The organism is Allorhizobium undicola ORS 992 = ATCC 700741 (assembly GCF_000621665.1).
GTDB lineage: Bacteria > Pseudomonadota > Alphaproteobacteria > Rhizobiales > Rhizobiaceae > Allorhizobium > Allorhizobium undicola.
In genome coordinates this window covers 1-17,988 of the sequence record NZ_JHXQ01000003.1, presented here as the reverse complement: position 1 = coordinate 17,988, position 17,988 = coordinate 1, and the positions used below count along the sequence as shown (strand labels likewise).

The following is a 17,988-nucleotide window of genomic DNA, read 5'->3' as shown; positions in this document are numbered from 1 at the left end:
GAAAGCCCATGGTGACGGATGCGTTGCGCTTCCGCTCACGCTGCCTCACCGCCCCCGGATAGATCCAAGAACCCAGATGTCCACTCTTTATCATCACCCCATGTCCACCGCCTCGCGCTTCGTTCGTCTGATTCTGGCCGAATACGGCTATCAGGTCGATCTGGCGGAGGAGCAGACATGGGAAAAGCGCCGCGAATTCCTCAATCTCAATCCCGCCGGCACCCTGCCGGTCTATGTGGATGACAATATGCGCACCCTGTGCGGGGCAACCGTCATCTCCGAATTTCTCGACGAGACCCACGGAGTATTGAAACGCGACCGGCGGCTTCTGGCGGAAGATCCCTTCCAGCGGGCGGAAATCCGCCGTCTTGTGGACTGGTTCCTGCAAAAGATGGAGCAGGACGTGACCCGGCCTCTGGCGCGTGAGCGCGTGTTCAAGCTGCAAACGCCGAACGGCCTTGGCGGCGGCGCGCCGGATTCGAAGATCCTGCGCACGGCCCGCAGCAATATTCACCAGCATATGAAATATCTGAGCTGGCTTGCCGGTTCGCGCACCTGGCTTGCCGGAGACCGCCTGAGCTATGGCGACCTGGCGGCAGGCGCGGCGATTTCCGTGCTGGATTATCTGGGCGAAATCGACTGGGCTGAAGCGCCTCTTGCGAAGGACTGGTATCAGCGGCTGAAATCCCGGCCAAGCTTCCGCCCGCTTCTGGCCGAGCGCGTGCGCGGCCTGACCCCGGTTTCGCATTACGCCGATCTCGACTTTTAACGGACAGGCGCCATGGGGCAGGCAGCATCCCTTGCGCGGCAGCGGGAAAGGCAGGTGAAGCTCACCGCCTTTCTCAAGCAGGAAGCTGCCGACAAGGGTTTCGATCTCTGTCGCATCACCCTTCCCGATGCCATTCCGCAGGCGCCTGCAAGGCTGCGGCAATTTCTCGAAGCTGGCCATCACGGCACCATGGAATGGATGGCGGAAACGCAGGCGCGCCGCGCCGATCCCCGCGTGCTGTGGTCGCAAGTACGCTCCATTGCCATTTTCGCCATGAATTACGGGCCCGATCACGACCCGCGTGCCTTGCAGGGCGATAGGGCAAAGGCGGCCATTTCCGTGTACGCCCGCAATCGTGATTATCACGACATTATCAAGGGCCGGCTGAAAGAGGTTGCCACGCGCTTTGCCGCGCGCGCGGGCGAAGATGTCAAGGTGTTCGTCGATACCGCGCCGGTGATGGAAAAACCGCTGGCAGCGGCAGCGGGGCTCGGCTGGCAGGGCAAACACACCAATCTCGTCAGCCGGGATTTTGGCTCATGGCTCTTTCTCGGCAGCCTGTTCACCACCGCCGAGCTTGACGCCGATGAGGCCGAGCGCGACCATTGCGGCTCCTGCCGCGCCTGTCTGGATGCCTGCCCGACGGCGGCCTTTCCCGCCCCCTACCAGATCGATGCGCGCCGCTGCATTTCCTACCTGACCATCGAGCATAAGGGCGTGATCGATCGCAATTTGCGCCCCGCCTTCGGCAACCGCATCTATGGCTGCGACGATTGCCTTGCCGCCTGTCCATGGAACAAGTTTGCGCAACAGGCGCAAGAGATGAAACTTCAGGCAAGGAAAGAGCTGAACGCGCCCGACATCGAAAGCTTTCTGTCACTCGACGATGCGGGCTTTCGGCATTTTTTCAGCGGCTCGCCGGTCAAGCGCATCGGGCGCAACCGCTTTGTACGCAATGTGCTGATTGCGGCAGGCAATTCCGGCAAGCCTGAGCTTGCACCGGCCTGTGCCGCCCTGATTGCCGATGACAGCGCCGATGTGCGCGCCATGGCGGTCTGGGCGCTGTCACGGCTGAAGCCCCTGCCCTATCTTCAGGCGCTCAGGGCCAAACGCAAGAACGAACAAGACCCGGATGTATTGCGGGAATGGGAAGCAGCAGGAGTTACATGACATGGTGCTGGTGATTTTCGGGGCGGGTTATTCCGGCAAGGCCATTGGCCAGGCGTTTGCGGCCAGGGGGCAGACGGTTTACGGCACGACACGCTCCAGCCGGAAAGCGGCAGCCCTTGCCGCCCTTGGCATCGAGCCGCTGATCTTCGATGGTGAAACGCTTTCAAGCGAGGCGCTCGCCATCCTCGCCCGCGCCACCCATTTCGTACAATCGGTAGCGCCGGGCCCGGAGGGCGACCCGCTGATGCGGGTAAGCCAGGGCGACCCTTTTTTGCTGATGCCGCAATTGCGCTGGGCAAGCTACCTCTCCACCGTCGGCGTCTATGGCGATCATGACGGGGGCTGGGTGGATGAGGAAAGCGCCTGCCGTCCGGTTTCGCAGCGGTCCGTGGAGCGGGTGGAGGCCGAGCAGCAATGGCTGGCAGCGGCTGGAAAGGCTGATATTCCGCTGGCGGTGCTGCGCCTTTCGGGCATTTACGGTCCCGGACGCAATGGCTTCGTCAACCTCGCCAATGGCACGGCGCGGCGGCTGGTAAAACCCGGACAGGTCTTCAACCGGATCCGCGTGGAGGATATTGCCCGCGCCAGCCTGTTTCTGGCCGAACGGGGCGAAGGCGGCATTTTCAACGTCACCGACCATGAGCCCGCCCCGCCACAGGACGTCGTGACCGAGGCAGCACGGCTGATGGGCAGGGAGCCGCCGCCAGAGCAAGCCTTCGAAACCGCCGAGCTTTCCCCCATGGCGCGCTCCTTCTATGGCGAGAACAAGCGGGTCTCCAACGCAAAGATTTGCAACCTGGGATTTGTATTCGAATTTCCGGATTATCGGGTTTCACTTGCGCAATTATGGGCGGAAAAATGCTGTCCTGCGGAGGCTTCCTGAACAACCATTCCCGGAAAAACGATATTTGCATGGTGAAATTTTCGCGCCTGACATGATTTCACCCGAAATAAGGCCGGATTTGTGGCCTTGTTTCTCCCCGGATCAGAAAAATTTTTTGTGATCAGATTCCCTGCGAGTCATAAGCAAGAATCCCCTGCTTTTTAACTGATTCCAAAGCACTTTTCTCAAAAGTTACTAAATCATTACTATGAAGAACCATCACGAATGTTACGGACTGTAATGTTCCGTGAACGCAAATGGCACTTTTTTGCCATTTTTTGCCCTGCCTTAGCCGTCCCACGCAAAATTCATCTCAGAATGAGCAAAGGGAAGTTAAGACTTGGCAGACACGACTGGTTCCATCATGGCTATAGCCGTTCTTGCAACCGCATTGGCAATGACCCCTCTTACTGCTTTTGCTCAAACAACCTGTGGCGGTGCTTCCTGGTATTCCGCCGGTTCCCGTACAGCTTCCGGCGAAAGAATGAGCGCTGGCAACTTCACCGCCGCCCACAAATATCTTCCCTTCGGATCGAGGGTCAAAGTCACCAACCGCAACAACGGCAAGACGGTGGTGGTTCGCATCAACGATCGCGGACCTTTCATCCATGGTCGCGTTCTTGATCTTTCCAAGGCTGCCGCCGCCGACATCGGCATGGTTTCCAGCGGCACAGCCAAGGTCTGTTACGAGCTGGTCGGCTGAACGCTGCGGGCTTGCCCTTTCGGCTTTTCGCCGCTACCACGGCGGCCATGATGGAAAGCCAGGGAGATTGAGATGCGTTTGGGCGGCCGTTTGAGTGGTGCCATTGAAGTTCTGGCGGATATTGAAGCCCGCCGCAGGCCCGTGGCCGACGCCCTGAAGGATTGGGGCCTTGCCCATCGGTTCGCAGGCTCCGGCGATCGTTCCGCCATCGGCAATATTGTCTATGACGCCTTGCGGATGAAACTGTCCCACGCCTATCTGCTGGATGACGACAGCCCTGCCGCCATTGCCCATGCCGTGCTTCTGCGCCAATGGGGCCACAGCCCGGAAGAGCTGGCAGCCGCCCTTGAAGGCGACAGTTTCGCGCCCGCCCCCCTGACCGATACGCAGCTTTCCGCCTATCGCAGCCGCAATCTTGCCGATGCGCCTCTTTCCGTTCAGGGCGATATTCCCGACTGGGTGGAACCCTCCTTGCAGCTTGCCTTTGGCGAGGGCTGGCTTGCGCAGGCGAAGGCGCTATGCGAGCGCCCAAGCCTTGACCTCAGGGCCAATACCTTGAAATCCTCCCGCGACAAGGTGGTGAAGGTGCTGGAGCGCTCTGGCGCGGAAGCCGCCCCGCTTGCGCCCCAAGGCATTCGCATTCCGCCGGGCACCGGCCCCTCGCGCCTTCCCAATGTCACCGCCGAACTTGCCTTCCAGAAGGGCTGGTTCGAGGTGCAGGACGAGGGATCGCAGCTCGTGGCCGAACTGGCAGAGGCAGCCGAAGGCGAAAAGGTGCTGGATTTCTGCGCCGGAGGCGGCGGCAAGACACTGGCCATGGCCGCATCGATGAACAACAAGGGGCAGGTCCATGCCTTCGATGCCGATCGCAAGCGTCTTGCGCCCATCATCGAACGGCTGAAGCGGGCAGGCACGCATAATGTGCAGGTGCATGACCGCGCCCAGGCCTTGCAGGCTCTGGAAGGCAAGATGGACAAGGTGCTGGTGGATGCTCCCTGCACCGGCACCGGCACATGGCGGCGCAGGCCCGACACGAAATGGCGGCTGACGACCCGCAATCTTCAGGAGCGCGTGGACCAGCAGGCCGAAGCCCTTGCCGAAGCCGCCCGCTATGTGCGGGTTGGCGGGGCGCTGCTTTACGTGACTTGCTCCGTGTTGCCGGAAGAAAACCAGGATCAGATCGCAGCCTTCCTTGCCCGCCACCCGGACTTTGCCGCAGTTGACATGATGCCGCGCTGGCAGGCCCGCTTCGGCGAAACGGCCACGCCCGTAACCAACGGCACCGGCGGCATTACGCTCAGCCCGGCATTGACGGGAACGGACGGCTTCTTCTTTGCGCGACTGGAAAGACGGGCCTGAACTCTGCCTCGCGTAAAACGTGTTTATTGCCTAAAACACTAAAGTATTCCTGATTGTTTGACACAAGTTTACTTTTGTTTCATCACATGGCGGAGGCGATGTTTGCCGTTGCAGTCATCGTCTTTTCGCGCATCGGGCCTGTCCGGCGCGCAGAACGCCTGGAGAGGGGCCGGTGAACACGCTTTTGCCGTCGATCTTCGGGGGATGAGATTACGGAGCAGGGCAAGCCCCTGCTGAGCAAAGGGCGCGCCGCGCCGAAGGAGATTGAATGTCGCGCTTTTCCATGATCGGCGCCGGTCTGGCGATGATGATCGCTTCCACCAGCCTCGTGGCGGCCCCGGCCTTTGCCGCACCCACCGAGGAGGCGGTGCTCAAGCAATATGCCACCCTGGCCGAGGCCAAATATGACGATTCCCTGATCACCGCCAAGGCGCTGGACAAGGCCATCGACGCGCTGATCGCCGCGCCCAGCAAGAAGACGCTGCGGGCCGCCCGCACGGCCTGGCTGAAGGCGCGTGTTCCTTATCAGCAGTCGGAAGTCTACCGTTTCGGCAACAAGATCGTCGATGACTGGGAAGGAAAGGTCAATTCCTGGCCGCTGGATGAAGGCCTGATCGACTATGTCGATGCCTCCTACGGCACGGAGAGCGACACCAACGCCCTTTTCACCGCCAATGTCATTGCCAATGAAAAGATCAAGATCAATGGCGAAGAGGTGGATGCAAGCCATCTGACGCCGGAGTTCCTGGAAAAGCTGCATGAGGCAGGCGGCGTCGAGGCCAATGTGGCCACCGGCTACCATGCCATTGAATTCCTGCTCTGGGGACAGGATCTGAACGGCACCGGTCCCGGCGCCGGCAACCGCCCCTTCACCGATTACGACACCAAGAACTGCACGGGCGGACATTGCGACCGCCGCGCCGAATATCTGAAATCGGCCTCCACGCTGCTGGTCAAGGATCTTCAGGAAATGGTCGATGCCTGGAAGCCGGAAGGCGAGGCAACCAAGACCCTCCTCAACGACCCCAAGGCGGGCGTTGCCGCCATTCTCACCGGCATGGGCTCGCTCTCCTATGGCGAACTGGCCGGTGAGCGCATGAAGCTTGGCCTGCTGCTGCACGATCCCGAAGAAGAGCATGATTGCTTCTCCGACAACACCTACAACTCGCATTATTATGATTCCGTCGGCATCCGTTCGGCCTATACCGGCCAGTATACCCGTGTTGACGGCACGAAGCTTTCCGGTCCCTCGCTCTCCCAGCTCGTTGCCGCCAAGGACAAGGCGCTGGACAAGGAAATGAAGGAAAAGCTAACCGTCACCGACAAGGCCATGAAGGCCATGGTCAAGCGCGGCAAGACCGTGGAGGCCTATGACCAGATGATTGCCGAGGGCAACAAGGAAGGCAACGCCACCGTGCAGGCCGCCATCGACGGGTTGATCGACCAGACGAAATCCGTGCAGCGCGTCATTGCCGCGCTTGATCTGGGCGAAGTCAAGCTGGAAGGATCAGACAGCCTCGACAATCCGGGCGCCGTCTTCAAGTAAGGCAACCGCGCCTTGCTGCCTTTCACACTGCCAAAACAGTCTTTCACGCGCCCTCGTGCTTCCCTGAAGCATGGGGGCGCTTTAAAATTCTGTTCCTATTTCCCTTCAGGGATTAATCCGGCTTCCGGCCGTCAATTTACCGGAGGCGCGAAGGCTCGCTTGCTCGCAGGGGTATGGACCTTTGCGACCTTGGTACTCCTGTCTGCTTTGCCCGCATCCGCACAAGAGCGCAGCGCGCGCGCGGATCTGGGCGAGGCGGACCGCGCCCGCGTTGCGGACGTCACGCGCCCGGCCACGGATTTTTCCAGACCCGAACCGTTCGAGGCCATGACGGCGGGGGCTGCCAGCTTTTCCGGCAAGCCGGACCATGACGCCTTTCGCCATCCGCTGCCGACATTGAGCCTTGAAGACCAGCACCGCTTTGTGCTGGGCAAGGCGCTTTTCGAGAAATTCTGGGTATCCTCCCCCTCCTCCACGCAAGCCTCGGACGGGCTTGGACCGCTGTTCAACGCGCGCTCCTGCGAAAGCTGTCATCAGGGCGGCGGTCGCGGCCGCCCTCCGCGTGACGATGGCGATGCCACCTCCATGTTCCTGCGTCTTGCCCGCCCGGCCCGCACCGCGCAGGAAGAGGCCGACATTGCCAGCCTGAAGCAATTGAATTTTCCCGACGCCACCTATGGACGGCAATTGCAGGATCAGGCCGTGCCAGGATTGGCCGCCGAAGGCCATATGGCCGTGACCTATGGCGAAGAGACCGTGACGCTTTCCGGCGGCGAGGTGGTGCGGCTGCAAAAACCGGCCTATGCCATTACCGGCCTTGCCTATGGGGCGCTGGAAGCCGGCACGAGCCTTTCCCCGCGCATGGCAAACCCGATGATCGGCATGGGGCTGATCGAGGCGATTGCGCCTGAGGATATTCTGGCACTGGCCGATCCCGACGATCGCAATGGCGACGGCATTTCCGGCAAGCCGTCCTTCGTGCTGGATCACCGCAGCCATCAACGGGTTTTGGGCCGGTTTGGCTGGAAGGCGGAGAATGGCACAGTGCGCGACCAGAGCGCATCGGCCCTGGCCGGCGACATCGGCATTTCCTCGCCTGACGATCCCCGCCATGCGGGCGATTGCACCGCCGCTGAAAAAGCCTGCCTTGCCTTGCCCAACGGCGTACAGGCGCGGCTTGGCCCCGTGGAAGCGCCGCCGCCCGTTCTCGATCTCATCACCCTTTACAGCGAAAGCCTCGCCCCGCCCAGACGCCGCAATGTGGCCGACCCGCAGGTGCTGCGCGGCAAGCAGAATTTTTACGCCGCTGGCTGCACAAGCTGCCACCAGCCGAAATTCGTGACGCAGCGCGATGCCGCAAACCCTGCCTTTGCCTTCCATCTGATCTGGCCCTATTCCGATTTTCTCCTGCATGATATGGGAGACGGCCTTGCCGACGGTCAGCAGGTGGGGCTGGCCACGGGCCGGGAATGGCGAACACCGCCGCTCTGGGGTCTGGGACTGGCCCGCACCGTCAACGGACACGGCTTCTATCTGCATGATGGCCGCGCCCGCAGTCTGGAGGAGGCGATCCTCTGGCATGGCGGCGAAGCCGAAAAGGCGGCAGACGCCTTCAAGACAATGCAGCCCGACGATCGCCGGGCGCTCATCACCTTTCTGGAGTCGCTTTGATGAAAGCCCGTATATCCGCTCTGGTCGCCGCCCTTGCACTCCTGCCATCGGCGCTCGCCGCCCAACAGGCAGATGTCCACCATGCCGCTGGCTTGCAGCTTCAGGCCGTTCCCGCCGTGATGGCAAAGGTCGTGGACGGCTTCATTCGACCGGGCTACCGGGGTTTCCACGCCAGCGCCAAATCTCTGGAAGAAAGCATGACGCAGGCCTGCGCCAATCCTTCGCAGGCCGGGCTGGAAGCGGCCCGGAACGGCTACAGGGATGCCGTGCTTGCCTGGTCGCGGATCGAGATCGTCCGCACCGGCCCGGTCATCGAGGACAACCGTTTCGAACACATCCTGTTTTATCCCGATCGCAAGGGGCTGGCGCTCAAGCAGATTCAGGCCGCCATCGCCTCCACCGATGGCAACTTTGCGAATTCCGTGGCGCTGCGGCAGAAATCCGTGGCCATACAGGGGCTGGGCGCGCTGGATTATGTGCTTTACGGCACAGGGGCCGAACAATTGACAGGCAAGGACGGCGCGTCCCGCTGCCTTTATGGCGCAGCCATTGCCGGTAATGTCGAACACATGGCAGCGGAGCTTGCCGCATTATGGGATGCGCCGGACGGCATTGCCAAATCGTGGAAGGAACCCGGCCCCGCCAACGAGATATTCCGTGACGCGCCGGAGGCTGTGACCGGATTGATAGGCATTCTCGTCCACGGCATGGAAACCGTACGCGACGAGCGACTGGAGACCTTCTACAAGGGCGCGGGTGGCCGCATTGCTCCCAGGCAGGCGATCTATTGGCGCTCGGGCCTGACCTTCGCCTCCATGCAGGCCAATATCGACGGCATCACCAGCCTGTTGAACGGAGCGGGCGTGAAGGAACTGATGCCCGAAGACAAGCGCGGCGAGGTGGACAAGGTCAATACACTGGCGGAAAAGCTGAAGGCCACGCTGGCAAGCCTGCCCGCCGACCCGGAAAAAGCCACAGGCGATGCCAGCGAGAAGGCCAGGCTCGATCTCCTTCTGGCCGACAGCCGCGCAATGATTACCGCGCTCAGCGACGGCGTGGGCGGAGCGGTCGGGCTCTCTGCGGGCTTTTCCTTCGCGGACGGGGATTGAGCGGTGCAAGCAGCGAGCGCGCTCATTGACCGGCGGCATTTTCTGAAAGCTGCGGGAGCCGTCTTTCTGGCAGGGCTTGCGCCCGGCGCGGCGGAAGCGCTGATGCGCAGCGACGCCGTCTATGCCTCGGCCTTTCGCGACGGCAACGGCGCCTTCGGTCTTGCGATCCTGAGCGAGGCTGGCGATATTCTCGCCACGGCAGAGCTGCCGGGCCGCGCCCATGGGCTTGCCTCCAGCCCCGCCACCGGCAAGGTCGTTGCCTTTGCCCGCCGCCCAGGCATGTACGCCCTGGTCATGGATGTCGATGGGAATGCTCCGCCGCTGGTGATTTCCGCGCCCGAGGGGCGACATTATTACGGCCACGGACATTTTTCGCCAGATGGCCGCATTCTCTACGCCAGCGAAAACGATTTCGACGGCAATCGCGGCATGATCGGCCTTTATGACGCCAGGGATGGTTTTCGCCGCATCGGCGAGTTCGAAGCACATGGTCTGGGCACCCATGACATGACCGTCAGCGACGACGGCAGGCTGCTGATCATCGCCAATGGCGGGATCGAAACCCATCCGGATTTTGGCCGAACGAAGCTCAATCTCGACAATATGCAGCCCTCTCTGGTGCTGGCGGATGCCGCAACCGGCGCATTGATCGAAAAGCACGACATGCCGGAAGCCTTGCGGCAGCTTTCCACCCGGCATGTGGATGTGGATGCGCGGGGCCGCGTCTGGTTTGCCTGCCAGTATGAAGGTCCGAGAACCGATCTTCCACCGCTGGTCGGCCATTTTGCCCGCGGCGAGGATCTTCGCTTCATCGACCTGCCACGGCAGGTCACGCAGGCGCTTGGCAATTATGTCGGCGCCATTGCCGTCAACCGGGGCGAAGGGCTTGTCGGCATCACCTCCCCCAACAAGGGCATGGCGGTAACGATCGACGGCAAATCCGGCAGGGTGGTGAATGAGCGTGCGGTCGCCGATGCAGCCGGTATCGCGGCATCTACCGCATCTTTTGCCGTTTCCTCCTATCGCGGCGACTTCGGCGATAAAAAACAGGCGGTGAACTGGGATCAGCACATCATCCGTTTGCGTTGACGTGGCGTAAACAGCATAAAGAGGTTTCCCATGCGCCGTGCCGCGACTTACATTGTCTTCGTTCTCCTCGTTGTCGGGTCAGGCTCGCTGATGGGCATCATGAACCTGCCGGGAGAATGGTATCAGTCGCTGCAAAAGCCATCCTTCAATCCGCCGGCATGGATATTCGGGCCGGTCTGGACCGTTCTCTACGTGATGATCGGCGTGGCGGGCGCCCGGATCTGGCTGAAGGCGCCGCGCTCCACGCCCATGGCGCTGTGGCTGGCGCAGATGATCCTCAACCTCATCTGGACGCCCGCCTTTTTCGGGCTGCACAGCCCCGGCTTCGGCTTGATCGTCATCCTGCCGCTGCTGGTGCTGATCTTTGTTTTCATCGCCAAGGCGGCAGCGGTGGACCGGGCCGCCTCCCTGCTTTTCTGGCCCTATGCGCTGTGGGTTTCCTTCGCGACCCTTCTCAACCTATCGCTTTTTGTGCTGAATTAGAGCATTTTCAGGAAAAGTGGAAACCGGTTTTCCGTCCGGAAATGCGTAAAAACAGACAGTTAGAGCCTTTCCCTGTTTCCGTGAAACAGGGAAAGGCTCTAATCCATCAGCCAGCGCCCGGCGCGGTTTTTTCCCCGTCACGGCACCTTGCCGCCCGCGCCAACGCATGGCAGATTTTGCAGCGCAAAAAACATTTCCCGAGAAAGACGGAAATCGTCTTTCCCGCGGTGATGGGCAAATAGATCTTCGGAGCGCCTCGGCATGTCTGCAAAATGCCGGAACGCTCTGGACAATTTCGGGCGGAACAGTGGAAGAGCGGATACGCGCAAGCTTTGCCAGACAGGGCGCAATGGAGATGCTGGGGGCGGAACTGACCCGCATCAGCCACAAGCTCGTGGAAATCGAGCTGCCCTTCGACCAGAAGCTGACCCAGCAACACGGCTTTCTCCATGCAGGCGTCATCTCGGCCGCGCTGGACACGGCCTGTAGTTATGCCGCCTATACGGTGCTGGAAGCGGATGCTTCACTGCTGACCATAGAGTTCAAGGTAAACATGATGTCGCCGGGGCGCGGCGAGCGCTTCCTGTTTCGCGGCGAAATTACCAAGCCGGGTTCCACCATCATTGTTGCCGATGGCCGTGGCTATGCTATAGGCGACGGACCCGCAAAGTTGATCGCCTCGATGACCAGCACGATGATGGTCATTCGCGGACGCCAGGACATTCGTGAATGACATTCGAACTGAAATCGGTTTCCGGCAAATCCATCCTTTTCATCATGGCGGCCGAGCCTGAATATGGGCAATTGCTGCGCCCGCGCATCCAGCCGCTGATGACGGGCATTGGCCCGGTGGAAGCCGCCATCGTCACCACGCAGGCATTGACGCGGCTGGAGGCGGAGGGAAGGCTCCCCGATCTCGTCGTATCGCTCGGATCGGCCGGATCGCGCCGTCTGGAACAGACGGAAGTCTATCAGGTCTCGTCCATCGCCTATCGCGACATGGATGCCTCCGCCTTCGGCTTTGCAAAAGGGCAGACGCCGCTTCTGGACCTGCCGCCGGTGGTGGAACTGCCGCTGCGCATTCCGGGCATTCCCACGGCCAGCCTTTCCACCGGCGCCAATGTGGTTTCCGGTGCGGTCTACGACACCATCGAAGCGGACATGGTGGACATGGAAAGCTGGGCCGTTTTGCGCGCCTGCCATGCCTTCGATCTGCCGCTGATCGGCCTTCGCGGGATTTCCGATGGCAAGTCCGATGTCAATCACATCGATGACTGGACGGAATATCTGCATGTGGTGGACCGCAAGCTGGCGGCATCGGTGGATGCGCTGTTTGCTGCCATGGGCAATGGTGTTTTCTGGTTCTAGAGCATAATCCGACCGGAGTGAAACGAGGATCGATAGGATTATGCTTCAAAAAGAAAACGCGAGAGCGCCGATCTGATCCAATCAGATCGAAAAGCGCCCCAGAGCCTTTTCGGACGGAAAGCCGCGCACGAAACGGATTTTGAAGATTCCGGCAATCGGGTGATTGCCAGACGCATCGCTTTTATTTAAAGGCTCGCCATGACCCAGACAGCACATCCCGACAGCATCCTGATCATTGATTTCGGCAGCCAGGTGACGCAGCTGATTGCGCGCCGCATTCGCGAGGCCGGGGTCTATTGTGAAATCCACCCCTTCCAGAGCGCGCGAGACGCCTTTCTGAAGCTCTCGCCCAAGGGCGTGATCTTCTCCGGCGGCCCGGCCTCCGTGACCGATGACGGCAGCCCGCGCGCGCCACAGGAGGTGTTTACGGCGGGTATCCCGATCCTCGGCATTTGCTACGGTCAGCAAACCCTCTGCACCCAGCTTGGCGGTGTGGTGGAAGGCGGCCATGCGGCGGAGTTCGGCCGCGCCGATGTGGAGATCAGAAAAGCAAGCCCGCTGTTTGAAGGCTTCTGGGAGGTTGGCAAGCACTACCCCGTCTGGATGAGCCATGGCGACCGCGTGACGAAGCTGCCGGACGGCTTCGAGGTCATCGCAACGTCGGAAAACGCTCCTTTCGCCATCGCCGTCGATGAAAAGCGCCGCTACTACACCACCATGTTCCATCCGGAAGTGGTGCATACGCCGGATGGCGCAAAGCTTCTGTCCAATTTCGTGCACAAGATCGTCGGGCTGAAATCCGACTGGACCATGGCGGCCTACCGGGCCGAAATGATCCGCAAGATCAAGGAGCAGGTGGGCGATGGCCGGGTGCTCTGCGCGCTTTCCGGCGGCGTGGACTCCTCCGTTGCCGCCGTTCTGATCCATGAAGCGATCGGCGATCAGCTCACGTGCGTTTACGTCGATCATGGCCTGATGCGCATGGGCGAAAGCGAACAGGTCGTCGGCATGTTCCGCGACCATTACCATATTCCGCTGATCCATGTGGATGCCTCTGACCTGTTCCTGACGGAGCTGGCTGGCGTGAGCGACCCGGAAGTCAAGCGCAAGACGATTGGCCGCCTGTTCATCGAGGTTTTCGAGGCGGAAGCCGCCAAGATTGCCGCCGATGGCAAGGGCGCGCCGAAATTCCTGGCGCAGGGCACGCTCTATCCCGACGTGATCGAAAGCGTCTCCTTCTCCGGCGGCCCGTCCGTCACCATCAAGAGCCACCACAATGTCGGCGGCCTGCCCGAGCGCATGAACATGCAGCTCGTCGAGCCGCTGCGCGAACTCTTCAAGGATGAAGTGCGCGCCCTTGGCCGCGAACTTGGCCTGCCGGACAGCTTCATTGGCCGCCATCCCTTCCCCGGTCCGGGCCTTGCCATTCGCTGCCCCGGTGCCGTTACCCGCGAGAAGCTCGACATCCTGCGCAAGGCGGATGCGATCTATCTCGATGAAATCCGTAAGGCTGGCCTCTACGATACCATCTGGCAGGCCTTTGCCGTGCTGCTGCCGGTGCAGACCGTGGGCGTCATGGGCGATTACCGCACCTATGATTTCGTCTGCGCACTGCGCGCGGTGACGTCCGTGGACGGCATGACGGCGGATTTCTATCCCTATGACATGAACTTCCTGGGCCGCACCGCAACCCGCATCATCAACGAAGTCCGCGGCATCAACCGCGTCGTTTATGACGTGACATCGAAGCCGCCCGGCACCATCGAGTGGGAATGAGAGACGACGATTAGACCGCGTCCGGTGAGCACAGGTTCACCGGACGCGCTTTGTGCTTTTGTTTTTTCGCATTTACGGACGGAGAACCGGTTTTCACTTCTCCTGAATCCCGCTTGATAATGGCAAGCTTTGATAGGCTTGACTCGAATTAATATATCCATTTATCTGGATATATGGATGATAAATCGACGATCAACAGTCTCGCCGCACTGGCGCAACCCACCCGGTTACAATTGTTCCGGCTGCTTGCTGCCGAGGAGCCGCAGGGTATTTCAGCTGGCGATCTGGCCAGAAGGCTGAATGTTCCGCAAAATACCATGTCGGCGCATCTTTCCGCCATGTCACAGGCCGCTTTGATCTACGGCACAAGGCATGGGCGATCCATCGTGTACCGCGCCGACCTTGGGGCTTTGCGCGCCGTCATCCTTTATCTGCTTCAGGATTGTTGCGGCGGACGGCCTGACCTGTGTTTGCCGCTGCTGAGCGAGCTTCAAGCCTGCTGCGCATCGAGAGAGTGTTGATGAGTCGCTGCCGCAATTTCGCTGTTCGGCTTCCAGTCGGGAGCGGCGCTGGCAACCGTGGTTGGCGTTTTGGTGGAAATGCCCGTCATGCTGTCTGTCGTATGGATGGTCAATCGCAGCAAGGGCTGGTACGAGCGGCCTTCTCTTGAGGCAAGCAAGCATCACCCGAAAGGATAAGCCTCATGGACGTCACGATTTATCACAACCCCGCCTGCGGCACGTCGCGCAATACGCTGGCACTGATCCGCCATGCAGGCATAGAACCCCGCATCGTGGAGTATCTAAGCAGTCCGCCGGACAAAGCATTGCTGCGCGCGATGATTTCAGCCGCAGGTCTCACCGTGCGGCAGGCAATTCGTGAAAAGGGCGCGCCCTTTGCCGAGCTTGGCCTTGATGACCCGTCCTTGCCCGATGACCAATTGCTCGATGTGATGATCGCGACCCCTGCTCTCATCAACCGGCCTTTCGTTGTCACCCCGCTTGGCACACGGCTTTGCCGCCCCTCGGAGGCTTTGCTGGACATCCTGCCACCGGCGCTTTTTTCCTCAGCCTTCACCAAGGAAGACGGCGAGGCAGTCCTGGACGCGGAAGGAAAGCCCGTGAAGGGTTGATGCGTGCTGCGGCCACCCTGCCTCACGTGCCCCTCATTGAAAAGCCAGGTCTCAGATCAGCGGCCGGTTCCATAGGGGCAAGGGCATAATACCAAGGCTCGAAGATGCTACTGCATAATTCCTTAAATCGGAATCGATTTAAGGTGAAAATTATGCAGCAGATTTAAAGTGTTACAGCATCCTCGCCTTGAAGAGGCAAACGGAAAAAGCGCGCCGCAGTAACTGTGGCGCGCCCTTCGAAATCAGAGCGCTTTTCGATCTGATTGAATCAGATCGGTGCTCTAAGATTTTCTTTTTGAAGCATAATCTTGTCGATCCTCGCTTCACTCCGGTCGAATTATGCTCTCGCCGGAATAATCGCTCGGAAGGGGCTCGACAGCCAAGCGGGCTTCCCCCTTTACCGAATGCAGGCCAGACGGGCGCAATGACCCGCCGGGACTTTGCGTTTACTTCTGTTCAACCGGCGTGATGGAGGCCGTGCTGCACGGGTCCACGCCATAGGCGGGAGCGCAGTTTCCCTTGCGGGCAGCGACGGTAGAAGGAGCCATGAAAGAACCGGCGATGACAACCAATGCCGCACACGCAAAAAACAGTGCGATAGACTTGCCCATGGAGACTGACCTCAAAAATGCAAAAATGGGGGGCTGGGGACGTGTTACGAGACCCGAAGCAGTGGCTTGGTTTAATCAGGCCTCGCGCTTACATCAATAGAATATCTTGCTGAACCGCCCGTTAACGCAAGGAAATTTCGCCTGCGTCTTTTGTGCAACGGTCTGACAGTCAAACGTCGCGGGAAGCGGCAGTGCAAGGCGCACGTTCAGATCTCAGACGCAGGGTTTTTGCGCCGTCTTCAGGCCAATCAAACCCTGCCGCCGCTCTTTCGAAACCGCGGCAGGGCGTTCGGGTATCAGGCCGCCTTGCCGGAGCGCGTATACTGGCCCTGCGGACGGAAATGCACGAGATAGCCGGGCAGCACGGCAGCAAGCGGCGTTGCACGAATGCCAAGCCCCTCCAGCGTACGGCCTTCCGCAGTCGCGGCCGGGGAAACGACGTTGTCCTTCTTGAGCAGCACCACCTGATCGGCGGTCAGCGGCGGGGCGATCAGCGGAACGGCGGAAGCCACACCACCGATGAAGGAGGCAAGGCCGAAGGGCAGCGAGACCAGCGGCTTGCGCCGGTCGATGACGCGCAGCATCTCCTCGAGACATTCGCGGAAGGTCAGAACTTCGGAGCCGCCAAGCTCATAAATTCCGGGCGCCACGTGACCATCGACGGCACGGCCCACGGCTTCGGCAAGGTCTTCCACGAAGATCGGCTGGAATTTCGTCTTACCGCCACCGATCAGCGGCAGGAAGGGCGCGGTGCGCGACATGGCCGCAAACTTGTTGAAGAAGCCGTCTTCCGGGCCGAAGACGATGGAAGGACGCAGGATCACGGCATCCGGCACCAGTTGCGATACGGCCTGTTCGCCACGACCCTTGGAAGCGGCATAAAGCGATGCGGAGGCCACATCAGCGCCGATGGCCGAGATATGCACAAGCTTTGCGCCAACGCCCTTGGCGGCATCGGCAACGGCGCGCGCGCCGAAATCCTGCACCGCATCGAACTTGTTGCGCCCGGCCTCGAAAAGAATGCCGACGCAATTTACCACGAAAGAAGCGCCCTCCACGGCCTTGCGCACGCTTTCCGGGTAACGCAGATTGGCCTGGGCCAGCGAAATCTGCCCGACATTGCCGAAGGGCAGGACGAAACCGGCAAGATCGGGACGGCGCACGGCAACGCGGATGCGATAACCACGGCGGGCAAGGGCACGCACCACATGCCTGCCGACGAAACCGGAGCCCCCGAAAACGGTGACGAGCGGCGGAAGGGTGGCGAGTGTCATGAAAGGCTCCTGGACATGAAGATGAAACGATCGGCTATCCTGCCGCTTTCTAGCTGAAATACCACAGAAGGTGAAGCAGAATCAGGCCCGCAACCCCAGCCGTTTCAAGCGCCGTTTGACCATCGTCAAACACCTTCCACAACGACGATTTCGCCCTCGGCAACCTCCTGACGAATTTTTACGGCCGCCTGATATTCCGCCGATCGATAGCATTCCACGGCTGCTGCGTAGCTTGGAAATTCGATGATGACATTGCGGGCGCGCGCTTCGCCCTCCAAGGCCTCGACCTGCCCGCCGCGTGCCAAAAATACCGCGCCGAACCGCTCGAAGGCAGGCCTGGCGGTCGCGATATAGTCCTTGTAGCGCTCACCGTCGCGAACATCCATTCGCGCAATCCAGTAGCCCTTGGCCATGAAAACACCTCTTTTCAGCCGATTGATCCCAAGCATCTGATCGCAAAAGGAGCCCGCGACCGAAAACTCATGAAAGCGAAAGCCGGCTTGCCGTCCGGGCCTGACTAGAGTGTCTGGAGATTCGACGTTGGGTGAGGCGAAAACGGTGATTTGCGAGAACCGGAGCGGAGTGTACTTAATGTACATGAGCACCGGAATCGCAGCGAATTGCCGTTTGCAGCCCATCCAACGTTGAAAACCCACACACCCTAAAAACAAAGTCGCCGAGACAGATTGCCTATTTCCTTTTCAAACATTTCAGGCCTCAATGGCAATCACTTCAATCGAATTTCCGTCAAGCTGGAGATGCGATTCACATTTTCTGGCCGGGTATTCGCGGCATGATCCGCAGCCAGCCATCATCAGAAAGCCAAAGCGGGGGACAAGGCTGTCCGTCCTCCTCACCCCGACCTTTTCCGAAATAATTCCCCCAAGCGGGAGCGACCAACAGGTTCCTTGCCCCATGCCTTTCCTGCCGCATTCCCTGCATCGGCTCATTCCGAAAACCGGTTCCCACTTTTCGGGCCGATGCTATCGCGCCTTCATGCCGCATCGGCTCAGTCCGAAAACCGGTTCCCACTTTTCGGGCCGAT

Annotated in this window: 18 protein-coding genes and 1 pseudogene; 16 read left to right on the top strand and 3 right to left on the bottom strand. The window is 60.4% G+C overall.

The features are described 5' to 3' along the window. The first annotated feature begins 76 nt into the window (after positions 1–76). The 16 genes and pseudogenes from T424_RS0104100 to arsC all read left to right on the top strand — a co-directional run bounded on the left by T424_RS0104100 (position 77) and on the right by arsC (position 15,058). Positions 77–769, top strand: coding sequence for a glutathione S-transferase family protein (locus tag T424_RS0104100; protein WP_027486592.1), 693 nt, complete (start codon positions 77–79; stop codon positions 767–769). A 12-nt stretch (positions 770–781) separates the two neighbouring features. Then, the gene (gene queG / locus T424_RS0104095; protein WP_027486591.1) at positions 782–1,939 is read left to right on the top strand and encodes a tRNA epoxyqueuosine(34) reductase QueG; all 1,158 of its coding nucleotides are present in this window, start codon (positions 782–784) and stop codon (positions 1,937–1,939) included. A gap of 1 nt (position 1,940) precedes the next feature. Next, on the top strand, positions 1,941–2,822 hold the full coding sequence (locus tag T424_RS0104090; RefSeq protein ID WP_027486590.1) for an SDR family oxidoreductase: 882 nt from the start codon (positions 1,941–1,943) through the stop codon (positions 2,820–2,822). 364 nt (positions 2,823–3,186) lie between these two features. Further along, positions 3,187–3,525, top strand: a complete 339-nt coding sequence (locus T424_RS0104085) for a septal ring lytic transglycosylase RlpA family protein (protein ID WP_037066625.1) — start codon at positions 3,187–3,189, stop codon at positions 3,523–3,525. Between the two features lie 72 nt (positions 3,526–3,597). Then, the gene (locus T424_RS0104080) at positions 3,598–4,884 is read left to right on the top strand and encodes an RsmB/NOP family class I SAM-dependent RNA methyltransferase (RefSeq protein WP_027486588.1); all 1,287 of its coding nucleotides are present in this window, start codon (positions 3,598–3,600) and stop codon (positions 4,882–4,884) included. 283 nt (positions 4,885–5,167) lie between these two features. Next, a complete protein-coding gene (locus T424_RS0104075; RefSeq protein ID WP_407921377.1) occupies positions 5,168–6,430 on the top strand; it encodes an imelysin family protein in 1,263 nt (420 codons plus the stop codon). Positions 6,431–6,619: 189 nt separating this feature from the next. Continuing rightward, the gene (locus T424_RS0104070; RefSeq protein ID WP_245269417.1) at positions 6,620–8,101 is read left to right on the top strand and encodes a di-heme oxidoreductase family protein; all 1,482 of its coding nucleotides are present in this window, start codon (positions 6,620–6,622) and stop codon (positions 8,099–8,101) included. Then, positions 8,101–9,210 carry an imelysin family protein gene (locus T424_RS0104065; RefSeq protein WP_027486585.1) on the top strand — a complete coding sequence of 370 codons (1,110 nt, stop codon included), beginning with the start codon at positions 8,101–8,103 and terminating at the stop codon, positions 9,208–9,210. The genes T424_RS0104070 and T424_RS0104065 overlap by 1 nt, the downstream gene beginning before the upstream one ends. A 3-nt stretch (positions 9,211–9,213) precedes the next feature. Next, positions 9,214–10,299, top strand: coding sequence for a DUF1513 domain-containing protein (locus tag T424_RS0104060; RefSeq protein WP_027486584.1), 1,086 nt, complete (start codon positions 9,214–9,216; stop codon positions 10,297–10,299). Between the two features lie 30 nt (positions 10,300–10,329). Continuing rightward, entirely contained in the window at positions 10,330–10,782 is a 453-nt protein-coding gene (locus T424_RS0104055; protein ID WP_027486583.1) for a TspO/MBR family protein, read from the top strand. Between the two features lie 349 nt (positions 10,783–11,131). Beyond that, positions 11,132–11,515 carry a PaaI family thioesterase gene (locus T424_RS0104050; protein ID WP_245269435.1) on the top strand — a complete coding sequence of 128 codons (384 nt, stop codon included), beginning with the start codon at positions 11,132–11,134 and terminating at the stop codon, positions 11,513–11,515. Beyond that, positions 11,512–12,150, top strand: a complete 639-nt coding sequence (locus tag T424_RS0104045; RefSeq protein WP_027486581.1) for a 5'-methylthioadenosine/S-adenosylhomocysteine nucleosidase — start codon at positions 11,512–11,514, stop codon at positions 12,148–12,150. Before T424_RS0104050 ends, T424_RS0104045 begins: the two co-directional genes overlap by 4 nt. A gap of 198 nt (positions 12,151–12,348) precedes the next feature. Continuing rightward, positions 12,349–13,926, top strand: coding sequence for a glutamine-hydrolyzing GMP synthase (gene guaA, locus T424_RS0104040; protein WP_027486580.1), 1,578 nt, complete (start codon positions 12,349–12,351; stop codon positions 13,924–13,926). 173 nt (positions 13,927–14,099) lie between these two features. Next, positions 14,100–14,447, top strand: coding sequence for an ArsR/SmtB family transcription factor (locus T424_RS0104035; RefSeq protein ID WP_027486579.1), 348 nt, complete (start codon positions 14,100–14,102; stop codon positions 14,445–14,447). A 3-nt stretch (positions 14,448–14,450) separates the two neighbouring features. Next, positions 14,451–14,624 (top strand): annotated as a pseudogene (locus tag T424_RS23000) (arsenical-resistance protein); the annotation flags it as partial. Between the two features lie 5 nt (positions 14,625–14,629). Beyond that, positions 14,630–15,058: an arsenate reductase (glutaredoxin) gene (arsC, locus tag T424_RS0104030; protein WP_027486578.1), complete on the top strand. Its 429-nt coding sequence runs from the start codon at positions 14,630–14,632 to the stop codon at positions 15,056–15,058. 446 nt (positions 15,059–15,504) lie between these two features. Here the strand turns inward: arsC and T424_RS22930 are convergent, their stop codons facing one another. From T424_RS22930 to T424_RS0104015, 3 genes are all read right to left on the bottom strand, one after another. Further along, entirely contained in the window at positions 15,505–15,669 is a 165-nt protein-coding gene (locus T424_RS22930) for a hypothetical protein (protein ID WP_027486577.1), read from the bottom strand. A 296-nt stretch (positions 15,670–15,965) separates the two neighbouring features. Continuing rightward, entirely contained in the window at positions 15,966–16,943 is a 978-nt protein-coding gene (locus tag T424_RS0104020; RefSeq protein WP_027486576.1) for a complex I NDUFA9 subunit family protein, read from the bottom strand. 125 nt (positions 16,944–17,068) lie between these two features. Next, positions 17,069–17,356 carry a DUF1330 domain-containing protein gene (locus T424_RS0104015; RefSeq protein WP_027486575.1) on the bottom strand — a complete coding sequence of 96 codons (288 nt, stop codon included), beginning with the start codon at positions 17,354–17,356 and terminating at the stop codon, positions 17,069–17,071. Positions 17,357–17,988: the final 632 nt, after the last annotated feature.